The organism is Amycolatopsis rifamycinica (assembly GCF_000695625.1).
GTDB lineage: Bacteria > Actinomycetota > Actinomycetes > Mycobacteriales > Pseudonocardiaceae > Amycolatopsis > Amycolatopsis rifamycinica.
In genome coordinates, this window is sequence record NZ_JMQI01000013.1 from 1 (window position 1) to 17,792 (window position 17,792).

Annotated in this window: 3 protein-coding genes; all 3 read left to right on the plus strand. The window is 75.2% G+C overall.

All coding sequences use genetic code 11. The features are described 5' to 3' along the window. A partial coding sequence (locus DV20_RS06590; protein ID WP_043777302.1) for a non-ribosomal peptide synthetase occupies nucleotides 1-1,604 on the plus strand: 1,604 nt, incomplete at its 5' end. Nucleotides 1,605-1,613: 9 nt separating this feature from the next. After that, nucleotides 1,614-16,448, plus strand: coding sequence for a non-ribosomal peptide synthetase (locus tag DV20_RS06595; RefSeq protein ID WP_043777305.1), 14,835 nt, complete (start codon nucleotides 1,614-1,616; stop codon nucleotides 16,446-16,448). Beyond that, nucleotides 16,445-17,785 carry an MFS transporter gene (locus DV20_RS06600; RefSeq protein WP_084093345.1) on the plus strand — a complete coding sequence of 447 codons (1,341 nt, stop codon included), beginning with the start codon at nucleotides 16,445-16,447 and terminating at the stop codon, nucleotides 17,783-17,785. The genes DV20_RS06595 and DV20_RS06600 overlap by 4 nt, the downstream gene beginning before the upstream one ends. Nucleotides 17,786-17,792: the final 7 nt, after the last annotated feature.

Consider the following 17,792-nt stretch of genomic DNA (forward strand, 5'->3'; position numbering starts at 1 on the left):
CGAACCGGCTGGTCGGCCTCGGGCTGCGGCCGGAGGAGCCGGTCGGGCTCGCCGTCGGCGGCGCCGGCGCCGTGGTGGCCGAACTGGCCGTGGTCAAGGCGGGCGGGGCCTACCTCCCGCTGGACACCCGCGCGCCGGCCGAGCGGCAGCGCCTGCTGCTCGACGGGGTCCGGTTCGTCGTCGCCGAGGCGGAGTACCCGTTCGCGAGCACCGTGCTGCTGTCCTCTGTGGACGATGAGCCCGGCACCGACCCGGCGGTGGCCGTCGACCCCGACCAGCTGGCCTACGTCATGTACACCTCCGGGTCCACCGGGATCCCCAAGGGCGTCGCGGTGCGCCACCGCGATGTCGCCGCGCTGGCCGCCGACCGCCGCTTCCGCGGCGGCGCGCACGACCGCGTCCTGCTGCACTCGCCGCTGGCCTTCGACGCCACGACGTACGAGCTGTGGGTGCCGCTGCTGAACGGCGGCCGCGTCGTCGTCGGTCCGGGCGAGGGCGTGGACGCGCCGGCGCTGCGGGAGCTCGTCCGCGAGCACGGGGTGACCGCGATGTGGGTCACCGCCGGGCTGTTCCGGGTGCTCGCGCAGGAGACGCCGGACTGCTTCGCCGGCCTGCGGGAGGTCTGGACCGGCGGCGACGTCGTCCCCGCGGCCGCGGTGCGGCGGGTGCTGGCCGCGTGTCCCGGCCTGCGGGTCGTCGACGGCTACGGCCCGACCGAGACGACCACCTTCGCCACGGCCCACCCGATGGCCGAGGTGGTCCCGGACCGGATCCCGATCGGCCGTCCGCTGGACGGGATGCGCGCCCGCGTGCTCGACGCCGACCTGCGGCCGGTCCCGCCGGGCGTGCCCGGCGAGCTGTGCCTGGCCGGCGCCGGCCTGGCCCGCGGCTACCGCGGCCGGCCCGGACTGACCGCCGACCGGTTCGTCGCCGATCCCGCCGGCCCGCCGGGGGCGCGGATGTACCGCACCGGCGACATCGTCCGCTGGACCGCCGAAGGCGAGCTGGAGTTCCTGGGCCGGGTCGACGACCAGGTCAAGCTCCGCGGGTTCCGGGTCGAGCCCGGCGAGGTCGAGGCCGCGCTGGCCCGGCACCCGGACGTCGCGCAGGCCGCGGTCGTGGTCCGCGAGGACCAGCCGGGCGTGAAACAGCTGGTGGCGTACGTGGTGTCCGATGTGGACGACGCGGCGCTCCGGGAGTTCCTGGCCCGGTCGCTGCCGGACTACCTCGTCCCCACGGCGTTCGTGGCGCTGGACCGGCTTCCGGTCAGCGCCAACGGGAAGCTCGACCGGCGCGCGCTGCCCGCCCCGGCCGGACCGGCGACCGGCCACGTCGAACCGGAGACGGACACCGAACGCGCGCTCGCGGCGATCTGGGCCGAGGTGCTCGGCGCCGAGCGCGTCGGCGCCGAAGACAGCTTCTTCGCGCTCGGCGGGGATTCGCTGCGGAGCCTGCACATCGCGGCCAAGGCCAGTGCGCTGTTCGCCGTGCGGATCACCCCGGCCGACGTGCTGACCGCGCGCACGGTCGCCGGGCTGGCCGGCACGGTCGAGGAACTCATCTTGGGCGAGCTCGAAAGCCTCGCCTCCGACCAGGAAGCGTGAGGACGTCCCATGACCTCGTCCCGACAGGACCGCATCGCGGCACTGCCCGCCCACCTGCGGGAGGTGCTGCGGGCGCGGATGGCGGGAACGGCCGCACCGGCGCCGGAGATCCCGGCCGCCGCCGACCGTTCCCGCCCGCTCCCGCTGTCCTCGGCCCAGCGCCGGCTGTGGTTCCTCAGCCGGCTCCGGCCGGACGACCCGGAGTACAACAGCGCGATCGCGCTGCGCCTCACCGGGACGCTCGACCCCGGCGCGCTGGCCACCGCGCTGCGCCTGCTGGTCGCCCGGCACGAACCCCTGCGCACGACGTTCACCGAGGTCGACGGCGAGCCGGTCCAGCACGTCCGGCCGCCGTACGAGGTGGCGCTGCCCGTGGTGGACGTCGCCCCGGACGACCTCGGCGCCGTGCTGCGGGCCGAGTACGCCCGGCCGTTCGACCTGGCCCGCGGGCCGCTGCTGCGCGCGGTGCTGCTGCGCCTGTCCCCGGCCGAGCACGTGCTGCTGGTGTGCGTGCACCACATCGCCACCGACGGCGCGTCGATGGGCGTGCTCACCGAAGAGCTCGGCCTGCTCTACCGCGACGGCGAACGCGCCGAGCTGCCGCCCCAGCCGCTGCAGTACGCGGACTTCGCGGTGTGGCAGCACGACCGGCCGACCCGGGCCGCCGGGCTGGACTACTGGAAGGAGCAGCTCGCCGGCGTCACCCCGCTGGACCTGCCCACCGACCGGCCGCGCCCGGCCACCCGCGGCACCGCCGGCGCGGTGCACGAGTTCGCCGTCCCCGCGGACGTGGCCGCCCGGCTCGCCGAGCTGGCCCGGACGGCGGAGACGACGCTGTTCACCGTGCTCGTCGCCGCCTGTCAGGCGCTGTTCGCGCGCTACACCGGGCAGGACGACATCGCGCTCGGCACCGTCGTGCAGGGCCGCGACCGGCCGGAGCTGCAGCGGGTCGTCGGGTTCTTCGTCAACACCGTCGTGCTGCGCTCGGCCGTGGACACCTCGGTCCCGTTCACCGAGCACCTGAACCGCACGCGCCAGACCGTGCTCGACTCCTTCGCCCACGACGACGTGCCCTTCGAGGAACTGGTCGACGCCGTGCACGCCGGGCGCGACCCCGGCCGCAACCCGCTGTTCGACGTCATGGTGCTGCTGCACAGCGTCGGCGGCGCCGGGCCGGCCTTCCCCGGGCTCGCCGCCGAACCGGCCGAGGTGCCGCGGGACTCGTCGAACTTCGACCTGACGGTGGAGTTCGAGGAGTCCGGCGGCCGGCTCGCCGGGCTCGTCGAGTACAGCACCGAGCTGTTCGACGCGGCCACCATCGACCGCCTGACCGCCCACCTGCTGCGGCTGCTGGCCGGGATCGCGGCCGGATCCGGCCGTCGGATCGCCGACCTGCCGCTCACCACCGAAGCCGAAGAACGGCAGCTGCTTTCGTGGGGAAAGCGGGACCTCGACGTTCCCGGCACGACGGTCGTCGACCTCCTCGACCACCAGGCGCGGACCCGGCCCGAGGCCACCGCGCTCGTCTGCGGCGGCGTCCGGCTGACCTTCGCCGAACTCGCGGCCCGCACCGACGCGCTCGCCGCGGACCTCGCCGCCCGCGGCGCCGGGCCGGACCGGGTCGTCGCCGTGCTGCTGCCGCGGTCGGCCGACGCGATCGTCGCGCTGTTCGCCGTCCTCAAGGCGGGCGCGGTGCACCTGTCGATCGACCCCGGGCTGCCCGCGGACCGGATCCGCGTCCTGCTCGACGACACCCGGCCGGTGGCCGTGCTCGACGGCACCACGGTGCCCACCGGCGGAGCGAGACCGGCCGGGCCCCGGCCGTCGGACGCCGCCTACGTCATCCACACCTCCGGCTCGACCGGCACGCCCAAGGGCGTCGTCGTCGAGCACGCGGCCCTGGTGAACCTGCTGGCCGACCACCGCACGGTGTTCGGCCGCGACCGGTTGCGCGTCGCGCTCACCGCGACCCTGTCGTTCGACACCTCGTGGGAGGGCCCGCTGCTGATGGCGGACGGGCACGAGTTGCACCTCATCGACGAGGACACCCGCCTCGACCCGGCCGCGCTGACCCGCTACGTCCGCGACGAGCGCGTCGACTTCCTCGACGTGACCCCGTCCTACCTGCGGCAGCTGCTGCCCGCCGGGCTGCTCACCGGCGAGCACCGCCCGCGGTTCCTCATGGTCGGCGGCGAAGCGCTCAGCCCGGGCCTGTGGCGCGAGCTGGCCGAGGCGGACACGGCCGCCCACAACTACTACGGCCCGACCGAGTCCACTGTGGACGCCACCCGCGCGCCGGTGACCGGCGACCGGCCGCTGATCGGCAGGCCGATCGGCAACGTCACGGCGTACGTCCTCGACGAGCACCTGCGGCTGGTCCCGCCGGGGGTACCGGGCGAGCTGTGCCTCGCCGGGGCCCAGCTGGCCCGCGGCTACCTCGGCCGGCCGGGCCTGACCGCGGACCGGTTCACCGCGGACCCGTTCGGCCCGCCTGGCACGCGCCTGTACCGCACCGGCGACCGGGCCCGCTGGACCGCCGACGGGCAGCTGGAGCACCTCGGCCGCGTCGACGACCAGATCAAGGTCCGCGGCTTCCGCATCGAGCCGGGCGAGGTCGAGACGGCGTTGCGCGCCCAGGCCGGCGTCACCGACGCCGCGGTGGACGCGCGGGACGGCCGGCTCGTCGCCTACGTGGTCGGCGACGCCGAACCCGCCGCCCTGCGGGCCGCGCTCACCGAGGTCCTGCCCGCCCACCTGGTGCCGGCCGCCTTCGTGGCCCTCGACCGCCTGCCGCTGACCCGGCACGGCAAGCTGGACCGGCGGGCGCTGCCGGAGCCGGAGCTGGCCGCGTCGACCCGGTACGTCGCCCCGCGGGACGAGCGCGAACGGCTGGTCACCGAGGTCTGGGCCGACGTCCTGGGCGTCGCCCGGGTCGGCGTCGACGACGACTTCTTCGACCTGGGCGGCGATTCGCTGCTCGGCATCCGGGTCGTGGCGAGGCTGCGGGACGCCCTCGGCGCCGACGTGCCGGCCCGGCTCGTCTTCACCGCCCCGACGCCGGCCCGGCTGGCCGCGCAGCTGCCGGACGCGGCCGCGCCGCAGGCGCCGATCGCGGTCCTGCGGCGCGACGGCGGCCGGTTCGAAGCGCCGCTTTCCTTCGCCCAGCAACGGCTCTGGTTCCTCGACGAGTTCGAGCCCGGCAGCACCGAATACGTGTCGCCGACCGCGCTGCGGCTGCGCGGCGACCTGGACGTCGGCGCGCTGAACCGCGCGCTCACCGCGCTGGTCGCCCGGCACGAGTCCCTGCGCACCACCTTCGCGACCGTCGACGGCCGCGGTGTCCAGGTCGTCCACCCGCCGTACGCGGTCGAAGTTCCCGTGCGCGACGGCGACCTGGCCTCGGCGCTGGCCGCCGCGGGCGGGCCCGTCGACCTGCACACCGGCCCGCTGCTGCGCACCGCGCTCACCCGGCTGGCCCCCGGCGACCATGTGCTCACCCTGGTGCTGCACCACATCGTCACCGACGGCTGGTCCTCGGGTGTGCTGCTGGCCGAGCTGGCCGCCTGCTACGCCGCGTTCGCCCGCGGCGAGGAGCCGGCGCTGCCGGCCCTGCCGGTGCAGTACGCCGACTACGCGGTCTGGCAGCGCAACCGCCTCGACGGCACCGAGTTCGACGGCCAGCTCAGCTACTGGCGCCACCGCCTCGACGGCGTCCCGGTGCTGGACCTGCCCACCGACCGGCCGCGCCCGGCGGTCCGCACGAAGAACGGCGCGCTGCACGAGTTCACCGTTCCGGCCGGCACCACCGCCCGGCTCAAGGAGCTCTCGCGGGCCCACGGCGGCACGCTGTTCATGACGCTGCTCGCCGCCTGCCAGCTGCTGTTCGCCCGGTGGTCGGGCCAATCCGACGTCGCCGTCGGCACGGTCGTCTCCGGCCGCGAGCGCACCGAGCTGGAAGGGCTGATCGGCTTCTTCGTCAACACCCTCGTCCTGCGGTCCACAGTGGACCTCCGGCGCGGGTTCGGCGCCTTCCTCGACGAGGTGCGCGACACGGTGCTGGACGCCTTCGCCCACCAGGACGTCCCCTTCGACCGCGTCGTCGACGACCTGCAGCCCGAGCGCGACACCAGCCGCACGCCGCTGTGCCAGGTGATGGTCGTGCTGCACAACACCCCGGACGCCCGGCCCGCCCTGCCCGGCCTCGACGCCGAAGAGCTGGCGCCGCCGGTCGTGACGGCCGGGTTCGACCTGATGGTCCACTTCCAGGAGACGGCCGGCCGGCTCGACGCGCTCGTCAACTACAACACCGACCTGTTCGACGCGGCCACCATCGAGCGGCTGACCGGCTGGCTGCGCACCCTCCTGGACGGCATCGCGGCGGCGCCGGACCGGCCGCTGGCCCGGCTGCCCTGGACGACCGCCGCCGAGCGCGACCTCGTGCTCGCGGAGTGGAACGGCAAAGCCGTCGCCGAGCCGGCGCCGACGCTGCCGGAGCTGTTCGCCGCGCAGGTGACGCGCACCCCGGACGCCGCCGCGGTGACGAGCGGGACCACCCGGCTGACCTACCGCGAGCTGGACCGCCGCGCCAACCGCCTCGCCCATCGGCTGATCGCCGAGGGCGCCGGTCCGGAGGAGCTGGTGGCGCTGCGCCTGCCGCGCTCGGCCGACCTGGTCGTGGCGGTGCTCGCGGTGCTGAAGTCCGGCGCCGGGTACCTGCCGATCGACCCCGCGTACCCGGCGGCGCGGATCGAGGCGACGCTGGCCGACGCGCGGCCGGTGTGCGTCGTCGACTCCGTCGAGGCCGAAGGCTTCCCGGACACCGCACCGGCGGTACGGGCTCTGCCGGAGAACACCGCGTACGTCATCTACACCTCGGGCTCCACCGGCGTGCCCAAGGGCGTGCTGATCCCGCACGCGAACGTGACCCGGCTGTTCTCCTCGACCGCGCACTGGTTCGGCTTCGGCGAGCGGGACGTCTGGACGCTCTTCCACTCCTACGCCTTCGACTTCTCGGTGTGGGAGCTGTGGGGCGCGCTGCTGCACGGCGGCCGGCTCGTGGTCGTCCCGCCGGACGCCGTGCGCTCGCCCGAAGAGTTCCTGACCCTGCTGGCCGAAGAGCGGGTGACCGTCCTCAACCAGACGCCGTCGGCGTTCTACCGGCTGAGCACCGTGCCGTCCCCGCCGCTGAGCCTGCGGTACGTCATCTTCGGCGGGGAGGCGCTGGACTCCGCGCGGCTGGCCGAATGGCGCCGCCGGCACCCGGACGGCCCGCGGCTGGTCAACATGTACGGCATCACCGAGACCACGGTCCACGTCACCCACCGGGTGCTCGACGCCGACGGGCCGGCCACGGCCGGCGTGCCGATCCCGGACCTGCGGACCTACGTGCTGGACGCGGACCTCGTGCCGGTGCCGCCCGGCGTCACCGGCGAGCTGTACGTCGCCGGCGCGGGCCTGGCCCGCGGCTACCTGAACCGGCCCGGCCTGACCGCGTCGCGGTTCGTCGCCGACCCCTTCGGCGCCCCGGGCACCCGGATGTACCGCACCGGCGACCTGCTCCGGTGGACCGCCGACGGCGAGCTCGACTACCGCGGCCGGGCCGACCAGCAGGTCAAGATCCGCGGCTTCCGGATCGAGCTCGGCGAGGTCGAGGCGGCCCTGATCGCGCACCCCGACGTGGCCGAGGCCGCCGTCGTCGCCCACGGCACGGGGGACGCCAAGCGGCTCGTCGCCTACCTCACCGGATCGGTGCCGGGCACCACGGCGCTGCGTGAGTTCCTCGGCCGGTCCCTGCCCGCGCACATGGTCCCCGCGGTGTTCGTCCCGCTGGAGAAGCTGCCGCTCAACGCCAACGGCAAGCTGGACGTCCGGGCGCTGCCCGAACCCGGCGCGCGCGCCGAAACCCGGTACGTCGCCCCGCGCACCGACGCCGAGACCGTCCTCGCCGAGGTGTGGTCGGCGGTGCTCGGCGTCGACCGGGTCGGCGTCGAAGACAACTTCTTCGGCCTCGGCGGCGACTCGATCCTCAGCATCCAGGTCGTCGCCCGGGCCCGGCAGGCGGGGCTCGCCCTGACGTCGAAAGACCTCTTCCGGCACCAGACGATCGCCGAGCTCGGCCGCGTCGCCGCGGTCGCCGGGCCCGCCACGCCGGCGCCCGCGGAGATCGCCGGGCCCGCCCCGCTCGGCCCGATCCAGTCCTGGCTGTTCGAGCACCTCGAACAGCCGTGGCGGCTGACCATGTCCGTCCACGTCGTCCTGTCCTCTGTGGACGCCCCGCGGCTGGCCGCCGCGCTGGCCCGGGTCGCCGAACGGCACGACGCGCTGCGCATGCGGTTCTCCCGGCCGGACGGCGCCTGGCAGCAGGAACCGGCGGCCACGGAGGCCGCGGAGCTCCTGCGGCACGTCGACCTGTCCGAAGTGGACGACGTCACCGCCGTCATGCACGCCGAGGCCGAACGCGCGCAGACCTCGCTCGACCTCGCCGCCGGACCGGTGTGGCGGGCCGTGCTGTTCACCTTCGCCGACCGCGCGCCGCAGCTCTTCCTCACCGCCCACCACCTGGTGATGGACGGCGTCTCGTGGCGCGTCCTGCTCGGCGACCTCGAACGCGCCTACCGCGGCGAGCCCCTCGAACCGGTCGGCACCTCGGTCACCTCCTGGGCGCGCTCGCTGGCCGAGCACGTCCGCCGAGGCGGCCTCGACGGCGAAGTGCCGTACTGGCAGGGCGTTCTGCGCGAAGCCGACCCGGACCTGCCGGTCGACCGCCCCGGCCGCAACACCGTCGGGTCGGCGCGGGACGTCTCGGTGACCCTCGGCCGGGCCGAGACCACCGCGCTCCTGCAGGAGGTGCCCGGCGCGTACCGGACCGAGGTCAACGACGTCCTGCTGAGCGCGCTGGGCCGGGTGCTGGCCCGCTGGACGGGCCGCCCGCGCGTGGTCGTGGCCCTGGAAGGCCACGGCCGGGAGGAGCTCGCCGCGCCGCTCGAGCTGTCCCGCACCATCGGCTGGTTCACCGCCCAGTACCCGCTCGCGCTCGACGTCCCCGGCGAGGACTGGGGCGAGATCCTCAAGTCCGTCAAGGAACAGCTGCGCGCGGTGCCGAACAAGGGCGCCGGCTACGAGGCCCTGCGCTACCTGAGCCCGGCCGACGCGCCCGGTGCGGCGCTGCGCGACGACCCCGCGCCGCGGATCTCCTTCAACTACCACGGCCGCTGGGACGTCGGGACCGCCGACGACGGCTGGTACCGCGGCCGGGGCGAGGGCCTCGGGCACGACGCCGACCCGGCGGGGACCCGGCCGTACCTGCTCGACGTCATCGGCGTCGTCGAAGGCGGGGAACTGCACCTCACCTGGGAGTACTCGGCCGAGGTGCACGACGAGGCCACCGTCCGGGCGCTCGCCGAGGCGACCGTCCAAGCCCTGCGCGAGATCGTCGGGCACTGCGCGGAGGCCGGGGGGCGCACGCCGTCGGACTTCCCGCTCGCCCGGCTCGGGCAGGCCGACGTCGACCGCCTGGCCGGCGACGGCCGCGACGTCGAAGACATCTACCCGCTCACCCCGCTGCAGGCGGGCATGGTGTTCCACAGCCTGGTCGACCACGGCTCGAACGCCTACTTCGACCAGTTCCGGCTGCGGCTGGCCGGGGTCGGCGACCCGGCCGCGCTCGCCGAGGCCTGGCAGCGCGTCGTCGACCGCACGCCGATCCTGCGCAGCAGCACGGTGTGGGACGGCGTCGACGAGCCCGTGCAGCGGGTGCACCGGGAGGTCCGGGTGCCGGTCGCCCACCACGACTGGCGCGGTCTGACTCCGGACGCCCAGGAGGCGGAACTGGCGAAGCTGCTGGCCGCCGACCTGGCCGCGGGCATGGACCTGACCGCCCCGCCGCTGATGCGCCTGGCGATCGCCCGCGTCGCCGACGACGAGGTGCAGCTGCTGTGGACCTCGCACCACGTCCTGCTCGACGGCTGGAGCACCGCGCAGGTGTTCGGCGAGGTGTGCGAGCAGTACGCCGCCATCGTCGAAGGACGCGCCGCGGAGCTGGCGCCCCGGCGGCCGTTCCGCGACTACCTCGGCTGGCTCGCCGAGCAGGACCGCGCCGAGGCGGAGAACCACTGGCGCGAGGCGCTCGACGGCTTCGCCGCGCCGACGCCCCTGCCCTACGACCACCGGCCGCAGGAGGCCCACCGCGCCGAGTCCGCCGAGGCGGTGCTGGTCGAGCTGTCCCCGGCGGAGTCGGCCCGGCTGCACGAGACGGCGAAGGCGGCGGCGCTGACCGTCAACTCCGTCGTGCAGGGCGCGTGGGCGCTGCTCCTCGCGCGCTACAGCGGGGACTCCGACGTCCTGTTCGGCACCACGGTGTCCGGGCGCCCGGCCGAGCTGCCCGGCGTCGAGGCGATGATCGGGATGTTCATCAACACCGTGCCGACCCGGATCGAGGTCGAGGACTCCCGGCCCGTCGGGGAGTGGCTGCGCGCGGTCCAGGCGCGGCAGGCGGACGCCCGCCGGTACGACTTCCTTGCGCTTTCCCAGCTGCAGGGGTTCACGGCGGTCCCCGCGGGCACGTCGCTGTTCGACAGCGTGGTGGTCTTCGAGAACTACCCGATCGAGGACAGCGGGCAGGACGGCGTCCGGGTGCTGGACGTCGACTCCCTCGACACGACCAGCTTCCCGCTCAACCTCACCGCCTACCTGCACGAGCGGCTCGGGCTCGAGCTGTCCTACGACCCCCGGCTGTTCGACGCGGCCACCGCGCGCCGGCTGGCCGAGCAGCTCGCCGGCCTGGTCCGCGCGATCGTCGCCGACCCGGACCGCCGCGTCGGGGCGGTGTCCCCGCTGACGCCGGACGAGCGGACCCGGCTGCTGGCCGCGGGCGCCGGCGAGCGCGCCGACGTCCCGGCGGGCACGATCCTGGACGTCTTCGAAGCGACCGCCGGGCGCATCCCGCACGAGACCGCGCTGGTCTTCCGCGACACCGCCCTGGACTTCGCCGAGGTCGACGCGCGCGCGTCGAAGCTGGCCGCGGAGCTGGTGGAGCGGGGCGCCGGGCCGGAGCGGGTGGTGGCCGTCATGCTGCCGCGCTCGGCCGAGGCCGTCATCGCGTTGTTCGCCGTGCTCAAGGCGGGGGCGGTGTACCTGCCGGTGGACCCGGGGCTGCCGCCGGAGCGGATCCGGCTGCTGCTGGCCGACGCGCGGCCGGCGGTCGTGCTCGGCGGCGCGCGCGAAGGCGAGGAGCTCCCGGCGGCCGGAACGCGCGCGACGGCGTCCAACGCCGCGTACGTCATCTACACCTCGGGCTCGACCGGCACGCCCAAGGGCGTCGTCGTCGAGCACGCCGCGCTGGTCAACCTGCTGGCCAGCCACCGGACGGTGTTCGGGCGGGAGCGGATGCGCGTCGCGCTGACCGCGGCCCTGTCGTTCGACACGTCCTGGGAGGGCCCGCTGCTGATGGCGGACGGGCACGAGCTGCACGTGATCGACGACGACACCCGGCTCGACCCGGCCGCCCTGACCCGGTACGTGCACGAGCACCGCGTCGAGTTCCTCGACGTGACGCCGTCCTACGTGCACCAGCTGCTGCCCGCCGGCCTGCTGCGCGGCGAGCACCGCCCGCGGTACCTGATGCTCGGCGGCGAGGCCCTCACCGAGGCGCTGTGGCACGAACTGGCCGCGTCCGGGACGGCGGCGTACAACTTCTACGGGCCCACCGAGTCCACTGTGGACGCCGTGTTCACCCGGGTGGCCGGCGACCGGCCGCTGATCGGGCGGCCCCTGGCCAACCTGCGCGCCTACGTGCTGGACGCGGCGGGCGAGCCGGTGCCCGACGGCATGCCCGGCGAGCTGCACCTCGCCGGCGTCCAGCTCGCCCGCGGCTACCTCAACCGGCCGGGCCTGACCGCCGCCCGGTTCGTCGCCGACCCCTTCGGGCCGCCGGGCGGCCGGATGTACCGCACGGGCGACCGCGTCCGCTGGACCGACGGCGGACGCCTCGACTACCTCGGCCGCGTCGACGAGCAGGTCAAGATCCGCGGCTTCCGCGTCGAGCCCGGCGAGGTCGAAGCCGCCCTGCGGCGGCACCCCGCGGTCGCCGACACCACGGTGGTGGCCCGCGACGGCCGGCTCGTCGCCTACGTCGTCGGCGAGACCCGCGGCCTGCGCGCCTGGCTGCGGGAGCGCCTGCCGGACCACCTGGTCCCGACCGTGTTCGTGGCGCTCGACGCGCTGCCCCTGACCCGCCACGGCAAGATCGACCGGCGCGCGCTGCCCGCACCGGAACGGGACGCCGCCGCCGAGTACGTCGCGCCGCGGACCGACGCCGAACGGCGGCTGGCCGCGATCTGGGCCGACGTCCTGCGCGTCGACCGCGTCGGCGTCACCGACAGCTTCTTCGAGCTGGGCGGCGACTCGATCCTCAGCATGCGGATCGTCTCGCGGGTGCGGGCGGAGTTCGGCGTCGAAGTCTCGCCGCGGGCGCTGTTCACGGCCCCGACGCTCGGCCGGTTCGCCGCCGAGCTGCCCGCCGGGCAGGCCACCGCCGAGCCGATCCCGGTCGTGCCGCGCGACGGCGCGCTGCCGCTGTCGTTCGCCCAGCAGCGGCTGTGGTTCCTCGACGAGTTCGAGCCGGGCGGCACGGAATACCTTTCGCCCACGGCGTTGCGCCTGCGCGGCGAGCTCGACGTCGACGCGCTGCGGCGGGCCCTCGACACGCTCGTCACGCGGCACGAGTCGCTGCGCACGACGTTCGGCGCGGTCGACGGCCGCGGCGTCCAGTTCGTGCTCGAGCCCTCCCGCGTCGAGCTGCCGGTCGAAGACTTCGCCGAAGAAGCACTGGCGCGCGAGGCCCTGCGGCCGTTCGACCTGCGCACCGGGCCGCTGCTGCGGGCCCGCCTGTTCCGGCGGGGGCCCGGCGACCACGTGCTCCTGCTGGTGCTGCACCACATCGTCACCGACGGCTGGTCGTCCGGGGTGCTGGCCACCGAGCTGGACGCGTGCTACGCCGCCTACGTCCGCGGAGAGGAACCCGAGCTGCCGCCGTTGCCGGTGCAGTACGCGGACTTCGCCGCGTGGCAACGGGACTACCTCGGCGGTTCCCGGCTGGCCGGCGAGCTCGACCACTGGCGCGAGCGCCTCGCCGGGCTCTCGCCGCTCGAGCTGCCCACCGACCGGCCGCGGCCCCCGGTCCGCACGACCGAGGGGGAGTGGCTCGGCTTCGACGTCCCCGCCGAGGTCGCGGCCGGGCTGCGCGAGCTGGCGAGCGCCCACGACGGCACCCTCTTCATGACCCTGGTGGCCGCCTGCCAGGTGCTGCTGGCCCAGTGGGCAGGCCAGGACGACGTCGCCGTCGGCACGGTCACGGCCGGGCGGGAGCGGCCGGAGCTGGACCGGCTGGTCGGCTTCTTCGTCAACACCCTGGTCCTGCGGTCCACAGTGGACGCCCGGCGGCCCTTCCGCGAGTTCCTGGGTACGGTGCGCGAAACGGTGCTCGACGCCTTCGCCCACCAGGACGTGCCGTTCGAGCGGGTGGTGGACGCGGTCCAGCCGGTGCGCGACGCGAGCCGGACCCCGCTGTTCCAAGCCATGGTCGTGCTGCAGAACACCGGCGACCGGCCCGGCGGCAGCACCCTGGTCGCGGGGGAGGAGCCGCTGCCGGCGGTGTCGGCGAACTTCGATCTACTCCTGCAGTTCGAGGAGGACGAGGGCGCGCTGCGCGGCGCCGTCAACTACAACACCGGCCTGTTCGACGCGACGACGATCGAGCGGCTGGCGGACCGGCTGCGGACGCTGCTGGCCACGCTCGTCGCGGAGCCGGACCGGCCGATGACCGCGCTGCCGATGCTGCCGCAGGCCGAGCTGGACCGGCTGCGGGCGTGGAACGACACCGCGCACGCCGTCCCGCCGGCTTCGCTGGGCCAGCTGCTCGAAGCGCAGGCCGAACGCACCCCGGACGCGCCCGCGCTGCTCTTCGAGGGCGGCGAATACACTTTCGCCGAGCTGAACGCCCGGGCGAACCGGCTGGCGCGGCTGCTCGTGGACCGGGGCGCCGGCCCGGAGCGGATCGTCGCCGTCCGGCTGCCGCGGTCGGCCGCGCTCGTCGTCACCGAGCTGGCCGTGGCGAAGACCGGCGCCGCGTTCCTGCCCGTCGACCCGGCCTACCCCGCCGAGCGGGTGGAGTTCATGCTGCGGGACTCGGCCCCGGTGTTCGTGGTGGACACCGAACCGGCGGCCACCGAGTTCGCCGACACGAACCTGGACGTGCCGATCGACCCCGCGCAGGCGGCGTACGTGATCTACACGTCCGGCTCGACCGGGCGGCCCAAGGGCGTCGTGGTGTCGCACGCCGGGCTGGCCTCCTTCGCCGCCGCCGAAGCCCGGCACTTCGACGTGCGCGCCGGGGACCGCGTGCTGGCGTTCAGCTCGCCGAGCTTCGACGCGTCGATCCTCGAGCTGTGCGCGTCCCTGCCCGCCGGCGCGGCGCTCGTCGTGCCGCCGCCGGACGGCCCGCTGGTCGGGGCCCCGCTCGCCGACGTGCTGCGGGAGCGGCGGATCACCCACGCGCTGATCCCGCCGGTCGCGCTGGCGACCGTCCCCGACGAGCCGCTGCCGGACTTCCGCACGGTCGTCGTCGGCGGGGACGCCTGCCCGGCCGCGCTGGTGGACCGGTGGGCGCCCGGCCGCCGGATGATCAACGCCTACGGGCCGACGGAATCCACCGTCGTCACCTCGTGGAGCGAGCCGCTGGCGCCGGGCGGGACACCGCCGATCGGCAGGCCGATCCCGAACACGCGGGTGCACGTCCTGGACGCGGCCCTGCGGCCGGTGCCGATCGGGACGGCGGGCGAGCTGTACGTCAGCGGCCTCGGCCTGGCCCGCGGGTACCTGAACCGGCCCGGCCTGACCGCGGACCGGTTCGTCGCCGACCCGTTCGGCGAGCCGGGTTCGCGGATGTACCGGACCGGGGACGTCGTCCGCCGGACCGCCGAGGGCGACCTGGAGTTCGTCGGGCGGGCCGACGAGCAGGTCAAGATCCGCGGCTTCCGGATCGAGCTCGGCGAGATCGAGGCCGGGCTGCGGCGGCACCCCTCGGTGCGGGACGCGGTCGTGGCCGTCCACGAGACCGACGGGCACAAGCGGCTCGTCGCCTACGTCGTCGGCGAAGTCGGGGAGCTGCGCTCGTACCTGGGCGAAACCCTGCCGGACCACCTCGTGCCGTCGGCGTTCGTGCCGCTGGACGCGGTGCCGATGACGCCGAACGGCAAGGTGGACCGCCGGGCCCTGCCCGCCCCGGACCCGGAGGCGCTGCGGACCGCGGAGTACGTGGCCCCGCGCACGGAAACCGAGGAGCTGCTGGCGAAGATCTGGGCCGAGGTGCTGGGCCTCGACCGCGTCGGCGCGGCGGACAACTTCTTCGAGCTCGGCGGCGACTCGATCCTGAGCATCCAGGTCGTGCACCGGGCCCGGCAGGCCGGCCTGGCGATGCGCTCGAAGGACCTGTTCACCCACCAGACGGTCGCCGAGCTGGCCGCCGTCGTCACCCCGGCCGAAGCGGGCGTGGAAGAGCGTGAGGCGGTCGTCGGCGACGTGCCGCTCACGCCGATCCAGTGGTGGTTCCTCGACTCGGAACCGGCCAACCCCGCGCACTTCAACCAGTCGGTGCTCGTGGAGCTCGACGGCCCGGTGGACGAAGAGGCGCTGCGGCAGGCCCTCGACGCCGTCATCGCGCACCACGACGCCTTGCGCCTGCGGTTCGTCCGGACCGCGGACGGCTGGACGCAGCACAACGCGCCCGTCGAACCCGGCCCGGTGCTGCGCACGGTGTCCACCGCGGGCCTGGAGCGGGCCGCGGACGAGGCGCAGGCGAGCTTCGACCTCGCCCGGCCGCCGCAGCTGAGGGCGCTGCTGGCCGAGCCCGGCGACGGCGGGAACCCCCGGCTGTTCCTGGCCGCGCACCACCTGGTGGTCGACGCCGTGTCGTGGGGCATCCTGCTGGAGGACCTGGAACGGGCCTACCGGCAGATCCAGGCGGGCGAAAAGGCCGACCTGGGCGCGAAGACGACGTCGTTCCGGGACTGGGCGCACCGGCTGCGCGAGTTCGTCGAAGCCGGCGGCTTCGACGCCGAGCGCGAGCACTGGGCGCGGGAGCTGCCCGGGTGCGCGGTCCCGCTCGACCGGACCGGCGCGCCGCCGTCCCCGCCCGAGCTGGTGGCGGTCGCCGTCGACGAGCGGGACACGGACGCCCTGCTGCACCTGGCTCCGGGTGCCTACCGCACGCGGATCAACGACGTCCTGCTGACCGCGCTGGCCCGCGCGCTCACCCGCTGGACGGGGGAGCCCGCGGTGGCGGTCGACCTGGAAGGCCACGGCCGCGAGGAGATCCTCGACGACGTCGACCTGTCCCGCACGGTCGGCTGGTTCACCACGCTGTACCCGGTGGCGCTCACGGTCGACCCGGACGCGGGCTGGCGGCAGCTGGTCAAGTCGGTGCGGCGGCAGCTGCGCGCGGTGCCCGGCAACGGGTTCTCCCACGGCGCCCTGCGCTGCTACCGGGACCCGGACCTGGGCCGAACCGGGCCACAGGTGGCGTTCAACTACCTGGGCCAGGGCGAGAACGCCACCGCGGGCGGCGGGCTCTACCTGCGCGCGCACCCGCCGGTCGGCCGGGAGCAGGACCCGGCGAACCAGCCCGCGCACGTGCTGGAGGTCGTCGGCGGCGTGCGGGAGGGCCGGCTCGAGTTCTCCTGGTACTACCGGCCGGACCTGCACGACCGCACCACGGTCGAGGCGGTCGCCACGAGCTTCGCCGACGCCCTGCACGCCATCGCCGCCGACTGCCGGGGGGAGGACGCATGAGCGAGGAGGCATCCGACAGGGCGCGGTCCGCGCCGCGCGAACCATCCGACGCCGGGCGTTCCGCGCAGGCTGTCGACGGGCGGCGGGGTGGCCACGGCGGCGGTCTTCGCCGCAACCGCGACTACCGGCTGCTGTGGACCGGCCAGGTCGTCTCCGAAGCCGGGTTCAGCACCACGACGATCGCGTTCCCGCTGCTGGTGCTGGCGATCACCGGGTCGGCCGCGCAGTCCGGGCTCGTGCTGGGCGCCGTCGCGGTCGCCCAGCTGGTGGCCGGGCTGCCCGCCGGGGCACTGGTGGACCGCTGGCACCGCAAGCGGATCATGCTCGCCTGCGAGGCCGTGCAGGCGGTCGCGGCCGCCGGTTTGGTGCTCGCGCTGTTCTGGGACGCGGCCGGGGTCGGGCTGCTGGTCGCCGTCGCGGTCGTGATGGGCCTCTGCCGGGCCCTGTTCGAACCGGCCGAGGAGGCGAGCCTGCCGCGGCTGGTCCCGGAGGACCAGGTGCCGGGCGCGGTGGCGATGAACGCGGCCCGGACGAGCGCGGGCCAGCTGTCGGGGACGGCGCTCGGCGGGTTCCTGTTCGCCGTCGGCCGGCTGGTGCCGTTCGTGTTCGACGTGTTCGCCCACCTCTTCGCGTTCGTCTCGCTGCTGTTCGTGCGGCTGCCCGACCGGCCGGACCAGCAGGCGGGGCGTCCGGCGGCGCACCTGGGCCGGGAGATCCTCGAAGGCCTGCGCTGGGTGTGGCAGCAGCCGCGGCTGCGCGTCACGTCCCTGTGCGTGATCAGCCTGAACCTGTTCTTCTCCGCCTACTACCTGGTGATCATCGTGCTCGCCAACGACCGCGGCGTGCCTTCGGGCGAGATCGGCGTGATGGCCGCGATGCTCGGCGCGGGCGGGATCCTCGGCGCACTGGCGGCGCCGTATCTGCACCGCAGGCTGAGCCCGTACCTGACGATCATCGGCGTCTTCTGGGCGCTGACGCTGCTGACGCCGCTGGCGGTGTTCATCCACAGTGGATACGTGCTGGGCGCGCTGTTCGCGGCGATCGCGTTCCTGCCGCCGGCGGCCAACACGACGATCAGCACCTACCAGCTGCTGTTCACCCCCGACCACCTGCGCGGCCGCCTCGGTGGGGTGCTGGGCGTGGCCGGCGGCCTGGCCGCGGCGCTCGGCCCCGCGCTGGGCGGCTGGCTGATCGAGCTCCTCCCCGGCCCCGCGGCCGTGCTGACGTGCACGGCGGCGATCGCGGCGGTCACCCTCCTGACGACGTTCAGCGGCACCCTCCGCGGCTTCCCGGCCGTGGCCGAGGTCCGCGAACTCGAAGAAACACCCGGCCCGTGAACGAAAG

What these genes read in the sequence shown, in the direction of transcription:
- DV20_RS06600 (WP_084093345.1), top strand. Translation starts at nt 16,445, where the DNA reads ATGAGCGAGGAGGCATCCGACAGGGCGCGGTCCGCGCCGCGCGAACCA.
- DV20_RS06595 (WP_043777305.1), top strand. Translation starts at nt 1,614, where the DNA reads ATGACCTCGTCCCGACAGGACCGCATCGCGGCACTGCCCGCCCACCTG.